General features: G+C 67.2%; 15 protein-coding genes. 14 read left to right on the forward strand and 1 reads right to left on the reverse strand.

What is annotated here, in order from left to right:
* Window positions 1-122 precede the first annotated feature (122 nt).
* The gene (locus GXN78_RS04950) at window positions 123-932 is read right to left on the reverse strand and encodes a FadR/GntR family transcriptional regulator (RefSeq protein WP_106556022.1); all 810 of its coding nucleotides are present in this window, start codon (window positions 930-932) and stop codon (window positions 123-125) included.
* A 69-nt stretch (window positions 933-1,001) separates the two neighbouring features.
* Between GXN78_RS04950 and GXN78_RS04955 the strand changes: the two genes are divergently transcribed.
* From GXN78_RS04955 to dnaJ, 14 genes are all read left to right on the forward strand, one after another.
* Window positions 1,002-1,826, forward strand: coding sequence for an NAD(P)-dependent oxidoreductase (locus GXN78_RS04955; RefSeq protein ID WP_106556021.1), 825 nt, complete (start codon window positions 1,002-1,004; stop codon window positions 1,824-1,826).
* Window positions 1,827-1,946: 120 nt separating this feature from the next.
* Entirely contained in the window at window positions 1,947-2,915 is a 969-nt protein-coding gene (locus GXN78_RS04960; RefSeq protein WP_106556020.1) for a TRAP transporter substrate-binding protein, read from the forward strand.
* A 47-nt stretch (window positions 2,916-2,962) separates the two neighbouring features.
* Window positions 2,963-3,451: a TRAP transporter small permease gene (locus GXN78_RS04965; RefSeq protein WP_204162245.1), complete on the forward strand. Its 489-nt coding sequence runs from the start codon at window positions 2,963-2,965 to the stop codon at window positions 3,449-3,451.
* Complete coding sequence (locus tag GXN78_RS04970; RefSeq protein ID WP_106556019.1) at window positions 3,442-4,740, forward strand: TRAP transporter large permease; 1,299 nt, start codon at window positions 3,442-3,444, stop codon at window positions 4,738-4,740. The genes GXN78_RS04965 and GXN78_RS04970 overlap by 10 nt, the downstream gene beginning before the upstream one ends.
* Complete coding sequence (gene garD, locus GXN78_RS04975) at window positions 4,737-6,311, forward strand: galactarate dehydratase (protein WP_106556018.1); 1,575 nt, start codon at window positions 4,737-4,739, stop codon at window positions 6,309-6,311. Before GXN78_RS04970 ends, garD begins: the two co-directional genes overlap by 4 nt.
* 12 nt (window positions 6,312-6,323) lie before the next feature.
* Complete coding sequence (locus GXN78_RS04980; protein WP_106556017.1) at window positions 6,324-7,088, forward strand: glucose 1-dehydrogenase; 765 nt, start codon at window positions 6,324-6,326, stop codon at window positions 7,086-7,088.
* Between the two features lie 27 nt (window positions 7,089-7,115).
* A complete protein-coding gene (locus tag GXN78_RS04985) occupies window positions 7,116-8,216 on the forward strand; it encodes a beta-propeller fold lactonase family protein (protein WP_106556016.1) in 1,101 nt (366 codons plus the stop codon).
* Window positions 8,217-8,277: 61 nt separating this feature from the next.
* Complete coding sequence (locus tag GXN78_RS04990) at window positions 8,278-9,270, forward strand: tripartite tricarboxylate transporter substrate binding protein (RefSeq protein WP_106556015.1); 993 nt, start codon at window positions 8,278-8,280, stop codon at window positions 9,268-9,270.
* Between the two features lie 67 nt (window positions 9,271-9,337).
* On the forward strand, window positions 9,338-10,189 hold the full coding sequence (gene asd / locus GXN78_RS04995) for an archaetidylserine decarboxylase (RefSeq protein ID WP_106556014.1): 852 nt from the start codon (window positions 9,338-9,340) through the stop codon (window positions 10,187-10,189).
* Between the two features lie 168 nt (window positions 10,190-10,357).
* Complete coding sequence (locus GXN78_RS05000; RefSeq protein ID WP_106556013.1) at window positions 10,358-10,726, forward strand: helix-turn-helix domain-containing protein; 369 nt, start codon at window positions 10,358-10,360, stop codon at window positions 10,724-10,726.
* 37 nt (window positions 10,727-10,763) lie between these two features.
* Window positions 10,764-11,114 carry an FKBP-type peptidyl-prolyl cis-trans isomerase gene (locus GXN78_RS05005; protein ID WP_106556012.1) on the forward strand — a complete coding sequence of 117 codons (351 nt, stop codon included), beginning with the start codon at window positions 10,764-10,766 and terminating at the stop codon, window positions 11,112-11,114.
* A 146-nt stretch (window positions 11,115-11,260) separates the two neighbouring features.
* Entirely contained in the window at window positions 11,261-11,827 is a 567-nt protein-coding gene (grpE, locus tag GXN78_RS05010) for a nucleotide exchange factor GrpE (RefSeq protein ID WP_106556011.1), read from the forward strand.
* Between the two features lie 106 nt (window positions 11,828-11,933).
* Window positions 11,934-13,883 carry a molecular chaperone DnaK gene (gene dnaK / locus GXN78_RS05015; RefSeq protein WP_106556010.1) on the forward strand — a complete coding sequence of 650 codons (1,950 nt, stop codon included), beginning with the start codon at window positions 11,934-11,936 and terminating at the stop codon, window positions 13,881-13,883.
* Between the two features lie 80 nt (window positions 13,884-13,963).
* Window positions 13,964-15,097, forward strand: coding sequence for a molecular chaperone DnaJ (gene dnaJ / locus GXN78_RS05020; RefSeq protein WP_106556009.1), 1,134 nt, complete (start codon window positions 13,964-13,966; stop codon window positions 15,095-15,097).
* Window positions 15,098-15,655 lie beyond the last annotated feature (558 nt).

The following is a 15,655-nucleotide window of genomic DNA, read 5'->3' on the forward strand; positions in this document are numbered from 1 at the left end:
TCTCCTGGAGGTGAAGGGACGAGTGCGCCGTTCGGCCACTCGAAAGGCAAATTGAGATTCTTAGTTATCAGTCATCGTACAACTAGAGCGACGCCCTGTCCAGCATTGCGCACCAAAGCCGGTCAGGCCGGCGTGGCGCCGCCGGACGCGGGGGCCTGCGCCTCGCGCTGGGCCGCTTCCTGCGCCAGGCGCAAGCGCTCGCGGCTGTTGGTCAGGTGGATGCGCATGGCCGCGCGCGCCGATTCCGGATCCTGCCGCGCGATGGCGGCGTAGATCTCCTCGTGCTCGCGGTTGACGCGACTCAGGTACTCGCCGCGCCGGTCGTGGGTGCGGATCGCGCTGATGCGCGTGCGCGGGATGATGGTGGTGCCCAGGTGGCTCATGATGTCCGCGAAGTACGGATTGCCCGTGGCCTGCGCGATCTGCAGATGGAAGCGGAAATCGGGCGCCACCGTGTCCCCCGCCTCTTGCACGTTGCGCTGGAAATCGTCGAGCGCCGCGCGCATCGCGAGCAGCTGCTCTTCGTTGCGTCGGGTAGCGGCAAGGCCGGCGGACTCGGTCTCCAGGCTGATGCGCAGCTCGAGGACGGCCAGCACGTCGACCGTGGTCGCGATGTCGGAGCCCTCCAGCCGGAACATGCCCGCGGCCCGGGGCTGCAGCACGAAGGTGCCGATGCCGTGGTGCGTCTCCACCAGCCCGCCGGCCTGCAGCTTCGACAGCGCCTCGCGCACCACGGTGCGGCTGACGCCGTAGGCCTGCATGATCGCCGACTCGGTGGGCAACTTGTCGCCCGGCCGCAGCTGCTGGCTGCGGATCTTCTCGCCCAGGTCGTCGACCAGGCCGTGCGCCAGGCCGCGGCCGCGACGGCGCGGGCTGCCGCCCAAGGCGGCCGGCTCGGCGGCTGAGGTTGACCCCGTTGACAGGCTCGACATGCGGTGATGATAATCACCCGGGTGTTGTATGACAACCGATAACTTACGACTTCAAAGAGACAAGAGACGATGAGCGCCCCCTCCTCCACCCCGCCCCGCCTGAATCGCCTGCTGCTGACCGGGGCCGCCGGCGGCCTGGGCAAGGTGCTGCGCGAGCGGCTTCGCCCCTTTGCCGAGACGCTGCGCGTGTCCGACATTGCCGCGCTTGCGCCCGCCACGGGCCCGCACGAGGAGGTGATGCCCTGCGACCTGGCCGACAAGGCCGCGGTCGATGCGCTGGTCGCCGGCTGCGACGCGATCGTGCACCTGGGCGGCGTCTCGGTGGAGCGCCCGTTCGAAGAGATCCTCGAAGCCAACATCAAGGGCATCTTCCATCTCTACGAAGCTGCGCGGCGCCACGGCGTGAAGCGCGTGGTCTTCGCGAGCTCCAACCATGTGATCGGCTTCTACAAGCAGAGCGAGACGATCGACGCCCACGCCGCGCGCCGGCCCGACGGCTACTACGGTTTGTCGAAATCCTTCGGCGAGGACGTGGCCCAGTTCTATTTCGACCGATGGGGCATCGAGACGGTGAGCATCCGTATCGGCTCCTCCTTCCCCGAGCCGGCCAACCGCCGGATGATGAGCACCTGGCTGAGCTACCGCGACCTCACCTCGCTGATCGAGAAGTCGCTTTTCACGCCCGAGGTCAAGCACACGGTGGTCTACGGCATGTCGGCCAATCGTGATGTCTGGTGGGACAACCGCGCGGCCGCGCACCTGGGCTACCAGCCGCAGGACAGCTCGGAAGTCTTCCGCGCCAAGGTCGAGGCGCAGCCGCCCGTGGCCGCCGACGACCCGAATGCGATCTACCAGGGCGGCGCCTTCACCGCCCAAGGCCCCTTCGGCGACTGAGGGGACGTCATGTCCACGCAGGCCGAGCTCGTGGTCGATGCCCGATGCGGCACCGGCGAACGCCCCGTCGGCGGCCGAGAAGTTTCATTTCGACAAACCACCACCAACAGAGGAAGACAAATGAAGTTCAACCGCACCCTGATCGCCCTGGCGGCCGGCGCCCTGGGCCTGGCCGCGCAGGCCGTCGAGTTCCGTTCGGCCGACGTGCACAACAGCGACGACTACCCCACCGTGGCCGCGGTCAAGCACATGAGCGAGCTGCTCGACAAGCGCAGCAACGGCAAGTACAAGATCAAGGTCTTCAACAAGGGCGCTTTGGGCACCGAGAAGGAGACCATCGACCAGGTGAAGATCGGCGCGCTGGAGATGACCCGCGTCAACATCAGCCCGCTGAACTCGCTGTGCGCCAAGACGCTGGTGCCCACCATGCCCTTCCTGTTCGACTCGATCGCGCACATGCGCAAGTCGCTCGACGGCCCGGCCGGCGAGGAGATCCTGAAGAGCTGCGAGCCCGAGGGCCTGGTCGGCCTGGCCTTCTACGACAGCGGCGCGCGCTCGATCTATGCCAAGAAGCCGGTGAAGACCCTGGCCGACGCCAAGGGCATGAAGATCCGCGTGCAGCAGTCGGACCTGTGGGTGTCGCTGATCAACGCCATGGGCGCCAACGCCACGCCGGTGCCGATCGGCGAGGTCTACACCGGCCTGAAGACCGGGCTGATCGACGCCGCGGAGAACAACATCCCCTCCTATGACGGCTTCAAGCACTACGAAGCGGTGAAGTTCTACTCGCGTACCGAGCATTCGATGGCGCCCGAGATGCTGGTGATGTCCAAGGCCGTCTACGACAAGATGTCCAAGGCCGACCAGGACATGTTCCGCGCCGCGGCCAAGGAGTCGGTCACCTTCCAGCGCAAGAAGTGGGACGAGCAGGAAGCCAAGTCGCTCGAGGTCGTCACCAAGGGCGGCGCCACCATCGTGAGCGACGTCGACAAGGCCTCGTTCCGTGCCGCGATGGCGCCGGTGTACGCCAAGTTCATCTCCACGCCGGACCTGCAGCGGCTGGTCAAGGCGATCCAGGACAACAAGTGAGCGCTGGGGTCATCGAAGCGGAGGCGGCGCGTCCGCCCTCCCGCCACCTGTACTCGCGGGTGTGCGCGCTGCTGTCGAAGGTCAGCCTGATGCTGGCCGTGGTGCTGCTGATCGCGATCATCGTGTGCGTGCAGTACCAGGTGGTCGGGCGCTACCTGCTCAACGACACGCCGGTCTGGGCCGAGGGGCTGGCGCTGCAGCTGGTGCTGTACGTCACCGCGCTGGGCGTGGCGGTGGGCGTGCGCGATGCGGGCCACATCGGGCTGGATTCGCTGGTCGCCCTGCTGCCGGAGTCGCTGCGCCTCAAGGTCGAGATCCTGATCCACGCGCTGGTGGCGCTGTTCGGCGGCATCATGGTGTCCAGCGGCTGGCTGTGGACCCGGCTCAAGTGGAGCGACATGAAGCCCATGCTGGGCATTCCGGTGGGCGTGGACTACCTCGCGCTCGTGATCGCGGGCCTATTGATCCTGCTGTTTTCGATCGAACACATCGTGGCACTGCTGCGCAACGAGGAAGTGGTGCCTGCATGGAACTGACAGTTCTGACGCTGAGTTTTCTCGCATTGCTGGTCATCGGCGTGCCGGTCGCGTTCTCGATCGGCCTCGCCTCGGTCGCCACCGTGATGTATGCCGGCCTGCCGGTCGCGGTGGTGTTCCAGAAGATGGTCGGCGGCATGCAGATCTTCTCCTTCCTGGCCATCCCCTTCTTCGTCTTTGCCGGCGAGCTGATGCTCTACGGCGGCATCGCCCAGCGCATCGTGCGCTTCGCCAACAGCCTGATCGGCCATGTGCGCGGTGGCCTCGGTATGAGCAACGTGGTCGGCTGCACGCTGTTCGGCGGCGTGGCGGGCTCGCCGGTGGCCGACGTGTCGGCCATGGGCTCGGTGATGATCCCGCTGATGAAGCGCGAGGGCTACGACGCGGACTACGCAGTCAACGTCACCACCCACGCGGCGCTGGTCGGTGCGCTGATGCCGACTTCGCACAACCTCATCATCTTCACGCTGGCCACCACCGGCATCGCCTCGGTCAGCGTGCTGAGCCTGATCCTGGCGGGCCTGGTGCCGGCGCTGATCCTGACGCTGTGCAACCTGGCGGCGGCCTACTACGTGGCGATCAAGCGCGGCTACCCGATCCGCGGCGCCTTCCCCGGCTGGGGCGAGGTGCTGGCGGCCTTCATCGGCGCGCTGCCGGGGCTGCTGATCGTGGCGATCATCCTGGTGGGCATCCTGTCGGGGGTGTTCACCGCCACCGAGTCGGCGGCCACCGCCGTGCTGTGGGCGCTGGGCGTCACCGTGCTGGTGTACCGATCGCTGAGCTGGAAGGACTTTTTGAAAGCCTGCGCCAAGGCCTGCAAGACCACGGGCGTGGTGCTGCTGCTGATCGGCATCTCCTCGGCCTTCGGCTACTTCATGGCGCTGTACGAGGTACCGCAGAAGACCGGCGAGCTGATGACCTCGTTCTCGAGCAGCCCCTGGGTCATCTTCCTGATGATCAACGTGCTGCTGTTCGTGCTGGGCACCTTCCTGGACATGGCCGCCACGATCCTGATCTGCACGCCGATCTTCCTGCCGATCGCGATGCAGTTCGGCATGAGCCCAGTGCAGTTCGGCATCGTGATGCTGATCAATTGCGCGCTGGGCCTGAACACGCCGCCGGTGGGCACCACGCAGTTCATCGGCTGCGCGATCGGGGGGGTCTCGGTCGGGCAGGTGATGCGGTCGATCTGGCCCTTCTACGGGGCGCTGCTGGTGTGCCTGATGCTCGTGACCTACGTGCCGGCCTTCTCGCTGTGGCTGCCCGAACTCTTCTCCGCACCCAAATGAGCGAACCCCTCTTCATCACCATGCACGAGCGCGACAACGTCGCGATCGTGGCCAACGAGGGCGGCCAGCCCGCGGGCACCGTCTTCCCCTCCGGCCTGACCCTGGTCGAGAAAGTGCCGCAGGCGCACAAGGTCGCGCTGGTGGACATCCCGCAGGGCGGCGAGGTGCTGCGCTACGGCGTGGTCATCGGCCGGGCCTCGAAGCGCATCGCGGCCGGCAGCTGGGTGCACGAGCGGCTGCTGGAGATGCCCGCCGCGCGCTCGCTCGACGGACTGCCGATCGCCACCGCGAAGCCCGCGGCGCCGCAGCCGCTCGAGGGCTTTACCTTCGAGGGCTACCGCAACGCCGACGGCTCGGTGGGCACGCGCAACATCCTGGCCATTACCCAGACCGTGCAGTGCGTGGCCGGCGTGACCGATTTCGCCGTTCAGCGCATCAAGGCCGAGTTGCTGCCCAAATACCCGAACGTGGACGACGTGGTGGCGCTGGAGCACGGCTACGGCTGCGGCGTCGCGATCGACGCGCCCGATGCGGTCATCCCCATCCGCACCCTGCGCAACATCAGCCTCAACCCCAACTTCGGCGGCGAAGTGATGGTGGTCAGTCTGGGCTGCGAGAAGCTGCAGCCCGAGCGGCTGATGCCGCCCGGCACCATCCCGCTGGTCGACGAACGCAACGTGGCCGACGTCGGCGACAGCGCCGAGGCCAAGCTCGACGTGGTCTGCCTGCAGGACGAGGCGCACGTGGGCTTCATGTCGATGGTCGATTCGATCCTGCGCCAGGCCGAGGAGCACCTGGAGCGCCTGAACGCCCGCCAGCGCGAGACGGTCCCCGCCAGCGAGCTGGTCGTCGGCGTGCAGTGCGGCGGCAGCGACGCCTTTTCCGGAGTCACCGCCAACCCGGCCGTGGGCTTCTGCACCGACCTGCTGGTGCGCGCCGGTGCCACCGTCATGTTCTCCGAGGTGACCGAGGTGCGCGACGGCATCGACCAGCTCACCGCCCGCGCCGCCACGCCCGAGGTGGCCGAGGCCATGATCCGCGAGATGGCCTGGTACGACGCCTACCTGGACAAGGGCCGGGTCGACCGCAGCGCCAACACCACGCCGGGCAACAAGAAGGGCGGGCTGTCCAACATCGTCGAGAAGGCGATGGGCTCGATCGTGAAGTCGGGCTCCGCGCCGATCTCCGGCGTGGTCCCGCCCGGCGAGAAGGCGCGGCAGCGGGGCCTGCTCTACGCGGCGACGCCGGCGTCCGACTTCATCTGCGGCACGCTGCAGCTGGCTGCCGGCATGAACCTGCATGTCTTCACCACCGGCCGCGGCACGCCCTACGGCCTGGCCGAGGTGCCGGTGATCAAGGTGGCCACGCGCAGCGAGCTGGCGCGCCGCTGGCACGACCTGATGGACATCAACGCCGGGCGCATCGCCGACGGCGAGGCCAGCATCGAGGACATCGGCTGGGAGATGTTCCGGCTGATGCTCGACGTGGCCAGCGGCCGCAAGAAGACCTGGGCCGAGCACTGGAAGCTGCACAACGCGCTGGTGCTGTTCAACCCCGCACCCGTCACCTGAACAGGAGATCGCATGGAAGACCTCAAAGGCAAGACCGCCCTCGTCACCGGTGCCAGCACCGGCATCGGTGCCGCCGTCGCACGGGCCTACGCAGCACGCGGCGTGCGCGTGGCCGTTCACTACAACCGCTCGGCGGGCCCGGCGAACGAGGTGGTCGCAGCCATCACCGCCGCCGGCGGCGAGGCCTTTGCGCTGCAGGGCGATGTGCGCGACGCCGAAGCCATCCGGCGCGTGGTGCGCGAGACCGTCGCACGCTGGGGCGCCATCGACATCCTCGTCAACAACGCAGGCAGCCTGGTCAAGCGCGTGCCGATCGCCGAGTTCGACGATGCGCTGTTCGACGATGTGCTGCACATCAATGCGCGCTCGGTGCTCGCCTTCTGCCGCGAAGTCGTTCCGCTCATGCGCGCGCAGGGGCGCGGCGGCAGCATCATCAACGTCTCGTCGGTCGCGGCGCGCCACGGCGGCGGCCCCGGTGCCTATCTCTATGCCGGCGCGAAAGGCTTCGTCAGCACCGCGACGCGCGGCCTCGCCAAGGAGCTCGCGGCTGACCGCATCCGCGTCAACGCAGTGGCGCCGGGCGTGATCCAGACGCCCTTCCACGACCAGTTCTCGACGCCGCAGATGCTCGAATCCTTCAAGGCCACGATCCCGATGGCTCGCATCGGCGAGCCCGACGACTGCGTGGGCGCCTTCCTCTATCTCGCCTCGGAGCAGCTCTCCGGCTACGTGACGGGCCAGATCCTCGAGGTGAACGGCGGCCAGTACATGCCTTGAAGCCATGGACCCCAAGAAAGAAAAGAAATGCATCCGACCTCCGCTTTCCGCGCGCTGCGCCGCCTCGCGCTCTTCATCGTCCCGGGCTTCGCCATGATCGGCAGCAGCGCTTCGGCCGCCACCTGGGTGTACGTGTCCAACGCGGACAGCCAGGAGATCTCCGTGCTCGAGCTCGACCGCAGCCAGGGCACGCTGAAGCCCGTGGAATCGGTGAACGTCGGAGGCCAGGTGATGCCGATGGCGGTGAGCCCCGACAAGCGATTCCTGTATGCCGCGCTTCGCTCGCAGCCCTTCCGCGTCGCGAGCTTCGCGATCGACGGCGCGAGCGGCAGGCTGAAGAAGCTGGGCGAGGCGCCGCTGGCCGACAGCATGGCCAACATCGACACCGATGCCACCGGCCGCTGGCTGTTCGCGGCCTCCTACCCGGGGCACAAGATCACGGTCAACAGCATCGACCCGAAGACGGGCAGCGTCGGCCCGATCCAGCAATTGCTCCCCACCGCACCCAACGCGCACGCGATCCACGCCGATGCCGCCAATCGCTTCGTGCTGGCGACCAGCCTGGGCGGCGACAACGTCTCGAGCTGGCGCTTCGATGCCCAGACCGGGCTCTTGTCGCCCAACGACCCGGCGCTGACGACCGGCGCCGCAAAGTCGGGACCGCGCCACTTCATCTGGGACAAGGCGCAGCGCAACGTGTACCTGCTGGACGAGCTCGACGCGGCCCTGCATGTGTATGCCTGGGACGCTGCCCGCGGCACGCTGCAGCTTCAGCAGAGCACCACCGTCCTGCCCGCGGGCTTTGCCGGCAAGGCCTGGGCCGCCGATCTTCATCTCACGCCCGACGGACGCTATCTCTATGCCTCGGAGCGCACGTCCAGCACCCTGTCGGGCTTCAAGGTGGACGCCGCGAACGGCCGGCTGCAGCCGCTGGGCCAGACGCCGACCGAGAAAACGCCGCGCGGCTTCGCCATCGATCCGAGCGGCGGCTTCCTGGTTGCCGTCGGCCAGGAGTCTCACAGCGCCTCGGTGCATCCGATCGACGCCGCGACCGGCGCGCTGGGCACGCCCCAGCGGCTGCCGCTGGGCAAGAACCCGAACTGGGTCGAGATCGTCGAGATGCCGTGAGCGCGCAGGCGCCCCGAATGCTGCCTCTTATTAATTAGCTGAACCTCAAGGAGACACCCTCATGCAACGCCGCACCCTCATCCGCACCACGCTCGCCTCGCTCGCCACCGCCCTGCCGGCCGTGCCCGCCTTCGCGCAGGGCAACTGGCCGACCGGCAAGGCCATCACCTACCTCGTGCCCTTCCCGGCCGGTGGCACCACCGACGTGCTGGGCCGCCTGATCGGCCAGAAGCTCGGGCCGGTGCTGGGCACCAGCGTGATCATCGACAACAAGGGCGGCGCCGGCGGCAGCGTGGGCTCGGAGATCGCCTCCCGCGCCGCGCCGGACGGGTACACGATGCTGGGCGGCACCATCAGCTCGCACGCCATCAACGTGAGCCTCTACCCGAAGATCGGCTACGACCCGCAGAAGTCCTTCGCCCCGGTCACGCTGATCGGCACCAACCCCGTGGTGCTGGTGGTGAACCAGGCCAGCCCCTACAAGACGCTGAAGGACGTGCTGGAGGCGAGCAAGGCCAAGGCGGGCGGACTCTCCTCCGCCTCGGCCGGCACCGGCACCTCGCAGCACCTGACGCTGGAACTGCTGGCCTACAAGTCGGGCGTGAAGTTCACCCACGTGCCCTACAAGGGCAGCGGCCCGGCGATCCAGGACGTGATCGGCGGCCAGGTCGACATGATGTTCGACACCACCGTGGTCGCCGGCCCGCACATCCAGAGCGGCAAGCTGCGCGCGATCGCCGTGAGCTCGGCCAAGCGCCTGGCCTCCATGCCCGACGTGCCGACGGTGGCCGAGTCGGGGTTGCCGGGCCTGAAGGACTTCGAGGTGCTGTCCTGGCAGGCGATCTTCGTGCCGGCCGGCACGCCGGCGCCGATCATCGACCGGCTGCACACCGAGATCGGCAAGATCCTGGCCCAGCCCGAGATGCAGGACAAGCTCAAGGGCTTCGGCATGCAGCCGGCGGACATGACGACGGCGCAGATCGCGGCCTTCCAGAAGGCCGAGGTCGAGAAATGGGCGCAGGTGATCAAGGCGGCGAACATCAAGCCGGAGTAGGTGCCGTCCCGCAGGCGACAGGAAGAGCGGTCGATAGAATCGCCTTCCTTTTTCGGGAGTCCCCTCCTTGTCCGACCGTTTCGCCGTCCTGCCGCAGTACCTGTTCCCCAAGCAGGCGCTGACGAACTTCGCCGGCTGGGTCGCGGGCAAGGAGCGCGGCGCGCTCACCACCTGGATCATCCGGCGCTTCGTCGCCAAGTACGGCGTCGACATGGGCGAGGCGCTGGACAGCGACATCGCGAGCTACCCCAGCTTCAACGAATTCTTCACCCGTGCGCTGAAGCCCGGCGTGCGGCCGATTGCGCAGGCCGACCTGGTCTGCCCGGTGGACGGCGCGATCAGCCAGTTCGGCGCCATCGAGGGCGACCAGATCATCCAGGCCAAGGGGCACCGCTACAGCACCACCGCGCTGGTCGGCGGCGACGCAACGCTGGCCGCGCAGTTCCAGCACGGGAGCTTCGCCACGTTGTACCTGAGTCCCAAGGACTACCACCGCATCCACATGCCCTGCGACGCGCGCCTGCTGCGCATGATCCATGTGCCGGGCGAGCTGTTCTCGGTGAACCCGGTCACGGCGCGCGGCGTGCCCGGCCTGTTCGCCCGCAACGAGCGCGTGGTCTGCGTCTTCGAATCGGCGCGCGGCCCCTTCGTGCTGGCGCTGGTCGGCGCCACCATCGTCGGCAGCATGGCCACGGTCTGGCACGGCGTGGTCAACCCGCCGCGCAGCGGCGAACTGCGGGAATGGCACTACGCCGACCAGCAGGTCGTGCTCCGGCAAGGAGAGGAAATGGGCCGTTTCCTGCTGGGCTCCACGGTGGTGATGCTGTTCCCCAAGCCGCCGCTGGAATTCAACCCGGCCTGGGCGCCGGGCGGTACGGTCCGGCTCGGCGAAGCGATGGCACGCTACCCCGCCGCCTGAAGGCCCCGCTTTCGCAGCCCGCGGCTGGCCTGATCGGCCAGCTATGAAACTTGTAGCACCTCGTCATCTGGGCTATAGTCCCCGGCCCGGTCCGGTGGACGGGGTTTCAACAAGAACATGCAGCGGCGCCTTGCGGCAGCCCGTCGTCGCCCCGAGGAGATGTCCCTCATGAGCACAAAGGAAAACGCAGCCGTCAGCCAACTGCTCGCGTTGCTCGAAGCCCGCTATGCGCTGCGCGTTCTCTGGGCGCTGCGCGACGGCCACGCCCAGACCTTCCGCCTCCTGCAAGACAGCGTCGGCAACATCACGCCCAACACGCTCAACACCCGCATCAAGGAGTTGCGCGAGGCCGGCATCGTGAGCCACGGCAGCGAGGGCTACTGCCTGACGCCCAGCGGCCAGGACCTGCTCAAGCGCCTGTCCGACCTGCAGGCCTTCGCGGTGAAATGGCAGCTGAACCAGGTCAGGAAGAACACGCCGGTGCCGGTGAAGCCGGTCGTACCGCCGCCGCCGGAGGCACCCCTGGCGCCTCGTTAAACTGCAGGGCTTTCCTTCCACTTCTCCAAGGACCGCCATGCCCACCACCCCCTCCGGCCTCCAGTACGAAGACAGCGTTGTCGGCGACGGCGCCGAAGCCAAAGCCGGCCAGCACGTGCACGTGCACTACACCGGCTGGCTCTACAACGACGGCGTGCAAGGCGCCAAGTTCGACTCCAGCCGCGACCGCAACGACCCCTTCGCCTTCTCGCTGGGCGCCGGCCAGGTGATCAAGGGCTGGGACGAAGGCGTCGCCGGCATGAAGATCGGCGGCAAGCGCACCTTGATCATTCCGCCCGCCCTGGGCTACGGCGCGCGCGGCGCCGGCGGCGTGATCCCGCCGAACGCCACCCTGAAGTTCGACGTCGAGCTGCTCGACGCCCACTGAGCGAGCCGTGCGGCGCACCCCCGCGCCGCCTCCGAAATGCGCCTCCCGAGGCGCATTTTTTTCTTGAAATCTGCGCCGCTGGCCCCAGTTGGCCCCGGATCGTTCCTTTTTCTTGATTTCCCGGCGAGGCCGCCGGCTTTTTGAGCATGACTGACCCGCAAAACCACCAATCGAATCCCGAAACCCTGCAAGGCGAAGCGAGCCCAGAGGAACTGGAGGCCGCGCAAGCCGCCAACGAGGCGGACGCGCTGGCGGCCACCGGCGCCGAGATCGCCGAGCTCAAGGCCAGGAACGCCGAGCTGGCCGACCAGTTCCTGCGGGCCCAGGCCGACGTGCAGAACGCGCGCCGCCGCGCCGACGAGGAAATCACCAAGGGCCGCAAGTTCGCCATCGAATCCTTTGCCGAGAGCCTGGTGCCGGTGCTCGACAGCCTCGAGGCCGGCCTGGCCCACAAGGACGCCACGCCCGAGCAGATTCGCGAAGGCGCCGAAGCCACGCTGCGCCAGCTCAAGAGCGCGCTGGAGCGCAACAAGGTGATCGAGATCGCGCCGGCCGCCGGCAGCAAGTTCGATCCGCACCAGCACCAGGCGATCTCCGTGGTGCCGGTCGAGGGCCAGGAGCCCAACACCATCGTCGGCGTGCTGCAGAAGGGCTACACCATCGCCGAGCGCGTGCTGCGCCCCGCGCTGGTGACCGTCACGCCGGCCAACTGAGCCACCCACACGAAACCCACAGGAAATCCCCGCTCCTTCCCTTGAATCGAGACGGGTTATCCACAAGTTCACAACAACATCTTTTTCGCGTTCAGGAGTAAACAACATGGGCAAAATCATCGGCATCGACCTCGGCACCACGAACTCGTGCGTGTCGATCATGGAAGGCAACACCACCCGGGTGATCGAGAACTCGGAAGGCGCCCGCACCACGCCCTCGATCGTTGCTTACCAGGAAGACGGCGAAGTGCTCGTCGGCGCCTCGGCCAAGCGCCAGGCGGTTACCAACCCCAGGAACACCGTCTACGCGGTCAAGCGCCTGATCGGCCGCAAGTTCGAGGAAAAGGAAGTCCAGAAGGACATCGACCTGATGCCCTACAGCATCACCAAGGCCGACAACGGCGACGCGTGGGTCGAGGTGCGCGGCAAGAAGCTGGCGCCGCCGCAGGTCAGCGCCGAGATCCTGCGCAAGATGAAGAAGACCGCCGAAGACTATCTCGGCGAGGCCGTGACCGAGGCGGTGATCACCGTGCCGGCCTACTTCAACGACAGCCAGCGCCAGGCCACCAAGGACGCCGGCCGCATCGCCGGCCTGGACGTCAAGCGCATCATCAACGAGCCGACCGCGGCCGCGCTGGCCTTCGGCCTGGACAAGCAGGACCGCGCCGACCGCAAGATCGCGGTGTATGACCTGGGCGGCGGCACCTTCGACATCTCGATCATCGAGATCGCGGACGTCGACGGCGAGAAGCAGTTCGAGGTGCTGTCGACCAACGGCGACACCTTCCTCGGCGGCGAGGACTTCGACCAGCGCGTGATCGACTACATCATCGGCGAGTTCAAGAAGGACCAGGGCGTGGACCTGAGCAAGGACGTGCTCGCCCTGCAGCGCCTGAAGGAAGCGGCCGAGAAGGCCAAGATCGAGCTGTCGAACAGCGCGCAGACCGACATCAACCTGCCCTACGTCACGGCCGACGCCTCGGGCCCCAAGCACCTGAACATCAAGCTCACCCGCGCCAAGCTGGAATCGCTGGTCGACGAGCTGATCGAGCGCACCATCGCGCCCTGCCGCACCGCCATCAAGGACGCCGGCGTGTCGGTCAACGACATCCATGACGTGATCCTGGTCGGCGGCATGACCCGCATGCCCAAGGTGCAGGAGAAGGTGAAGGAGTTTTTCGGCCGCGAGCCGCGCAAGGACGTGAACCCCGACGAGGCCGTCGCCGTTGGCGCCGCGATCCAGGGCCAGGTGCTCTCGGGCGACCGCAAGGACGTGCTGCTGCTCGACGTGACCCCCCTGTCTCTCGGTATCGAGACGATGGGCGGCGTGATGACCAAGATGATCACGAAGAACACCACGATCCCGACCAAGTTCGCCCAGACGTTCTCGACCGCGGACGACAACCAGCCGGCCGTGACCATCAAGGTGTTCCAGGGCGAGCGCGAGGTCGCCGCGGGCAACAAGCTGCTCGGCGAGTTCAACCTCGAGGGCATTCCGCCGGCCGCGCGCGGCACGCCGCAGATCGAGGTGAGCTTCGACATCGACGCCAACGGCATCCTGCACGTCGGTGCCAAGGACAAGGGCACCGGCAAGGAAAACAAGATCACCATCAAGGCGAACTCGGGCCTGTCGGAGGACGAGATCCAGAAGATGGTGAAGGACGCCGAGCTCAACGCGGCCGAGGACAAGAAGAAGGTCGAGCTGGCCCAGGCCCGCAACCAGGGCGAGGCGATGGCGCACAGCGTGAAGAAGTCGCTGGCCGAGCATGGCGCGAGCCTGGAAGCCGGCGAGAAGGAAAAGATCGAGGCCGCCATCAAGGAGCTGGAAGAGGTCCTGAAGGGCGAGGACAAGGCGGCGATCGAGGACAAGACCAACACGCTGATGACCGCCAGCCAGAAGCTCGGCGAGAAGATGTACGCCGACGCCCAGGCCGCAGCCGGCGCGGCCGGAGCGGCAGCCGGCGGCACGGCGGGCGCTGGCCCGGAAGCTGCAGGCAGCGGCCCGGCCGACGACAACGTGGTCGACGCCGAGGTCAAGGAAGTCAAGAAGGGTTGATCTCCCGACCCTGATACGAGGCTGGATCTCCTGACAAAGGCGGTCCGGCCTTTTTCCGTTCTCGACCACTGCGACCGACCATGGCCACCAAACGCGACTACTACGAAACCCTCGGCGTTCCCAAGAACGCGAGCGAGGAAGAAATCAAGAAGGCTTATCGCAAGCTGGCGATGAAGCACCACCCCGACCGCAACCATGGCGACAGCAAGGATGCCGAGACCAAGTTCAAGGAGGTCAAGGAAGCCTACGAGATGCTGTCGGACCCGCAGAAGCGGGCCGCCTACGACCAGTACGGCCACGCGGGGGTAGACCCGAACATGCGCGGCGGCGCCGGGCCCGAGGGCTTCGGCGGCTTCGCGGAGGCCTTCGGCGACATCTTCGGCGACGTGTTCGGTGCCCGCACCGGGCGCGCCGGCGGCGGCCGCCAGGTGTTTCGCGGCAGCGACCTGAGCTACGCGATGGAGGTCACGCTCGAGGAGGCGGCCGACGGCAAGGAGGCCCAGATCCGCATCCCCAGCTGGGACGACTGCGGCAGCTGCAAGGGCACCGGCGCCAAGCCCGGCACCAAGCCGATCACCTGCACCACCTGCCATGGCAATGGCGTCGTGCAGATGCGACAGGGCTTCTTCAGCGTGCAGCAGACCTGCCCGACCTGCCACGGCACCGGCAAGATCATTCCCGAGCCCTGCGCCACCTGCCATGGCCAGGGCAAGATCAAGAACCACAAGACCCTGGAGGTCAAGATCCCGGCCGGCATCGACGACGGCATGCGCATCCGCAGCACCGGCAACGGCGAGCCCGGCACCAACGGCGGGCCCCCCGGCGACCTCTACATCGAGATCCGGCTCAAGAAGCACGAGTTGTTCGAGCGCGACGGCGACGACCTGCACTGCGTGGTGCCGGTCAGCATCACCATCGCCGCGCTGGGCGGCGAGATCAGCGTGCCCACGCTCAAGGGCCCGGCCGCCATCGACATCCCGGACGGCACCCAGAGCGGCAAGCAGTTCCGGCTGCGCGGCAAGGGCATCAAGGGCGTGCGCTCGACCTACCCGGGCGACCTGTACTGCCACATCCGCGTGGAGACGCCGGTCAAGCTGACGGAGCACCAGCGCAAGCTGATGAAGGAACTGGACGAGTCGCTCAAGAAGGGCGGCAACAAGCACAGCCCCACGGACAAGGGCTGGTTCGACAAGGCCAAGGAATTCTTCAGCTAAGCCGGCCACGCCGGCGGCCGGGCCGGCCCGTAACAACCACGGTACGACCGGCCTGCCCGTCGTGAGACGGGCGGGCGCCATTGGTATCAATTGGTCGCCCCGTGCCGTCGCGCCGGCTATCGGGCGGGCGGCGAGCCGAGCCGGAGCGCAGGCCGCCCTCCGTCTTCTTCAGACGTCCCAGGGCTGAAGATCCCCTCATATATATGGAACGAGAAGAACGAAGCGCCGTCCTGCTTACGGCCGCTTGCTGCATTGCCGCAAACAAATCGGCCCGCCGGATTGGGCCTCGGAGCCCCAGGGCCGCCCGTTTCGCGCCGCACCGATCCCGCTTTCATGTCATGTCGGGAACAGTCTTTGCACATACCCTGCTGACGCCGGCGCGCGAATCGATGATGATGTCCTACATCCGCAGCGGTAGTGCAAGTGATGGCAGCATCTCTCCTCGGTCGTAGGCTCGGTTGGTTTTGCATCGCGTTTATGCCGAATGGTCCCGCATTCGCGTCGGAACTTTTAGACAGACGGTTCGTTCTTATTTGAAAACCAATTTGCTCGACGCGT

This window comes from Variovorax sp. WS11, from assembly GCF_010499245.1.
GTDB lineage: Bacteria > Pseudomonadota > Gammaproteobacteria > Burkholderiales > Burkholderiaceae_C > Variovorax.

Coding starts and splice junctions, on each gene's coding strand:
- GXN78_RS04980 (WP_106556017.1), top strand. CDS start 6,324: ATGGAAGACCTCAAAGGCAAGACCGCCCTCGTCACCGGTGCCAGCACC.
- GXN78_RS04990 (WP_106556015.1), top strand. CDS start 8,278: ATGCAACGCCGCACCCTCATCCGCACCACGCTCGCCTCGCTCGCCACC.
- grpE (WP_106556011.1), top strand. CDS start 11,261: ATGACTGACCCGCAAAACCACCAATCGAATCCCGAAACCCTGCAAGGC.
- GXN78_RS04950 (WP_106556022.1), bottom strand. CDS start 932: ATGTCGAGCCTGTCAACGGGGTCAACCTCAGCCGCCGAGCCGGCCGCC.
- GXN78_RS05005 (WP_106556012.1), top strand. CDS start 10,764: ATGCCCACCACCCCCTCCGGCCTCCAGTACGAAGACAGCGTTGTCGGC.
- GXN78_RS04970 (WP_106556019.1), top strand. CDS start 3,442: ATGGAACTGACAGTTCTGACGCTGAGTTTTCTCGCATTGCTGGTCATC.
- dnaJ (WP_106556009.1), top strand. CDS start 13,964: ATGGCCACCAAACGCGACTACTACGAAACCCTCGGCGTTCCCAAGAAC.
- GXN78_RS04955 (WP_106556021.1), top strand. CDS start 1,002: ATGAGCGCCCCCTCCTCCACCCCGCCCCGCCTGAATCGCCTGCTGCTG.
- garD (WP_106556018.1), top strand. CDS start 4,737: ATGAGCGAACCCCTCTTCATCACCATGCACGAGCGCGACAACGTCGCG.
- GXN78_RS05000 (WP_106556013.1), top strand. CDS start 10,358: ATGAGCACAAAGGAAAACGCAGCCGTCAGCCAACTGCTCGCGTTGCTC.
- GXN78_RS04985 (WP_106556016.1), top strand. CDS start 7,116: ATGCATCCGACCTCCGCTTTCCGCGCGCTGCGCCGCCTCGCGCTCTTC.
- dnaK (WP_106556010.1), top strand. CDS start 11,934: ATGGGCAAAATCATCGGCATCGACCTCGGCACCACGAACTCGTGCGTG.
- GXN78_RS04960 (WP_106556020.1), top strand. CDS start 1,947: ATGAAGTTCAACCGCACCCTGATCGCCCTGGCGGCCGGCGCCCTGGGC.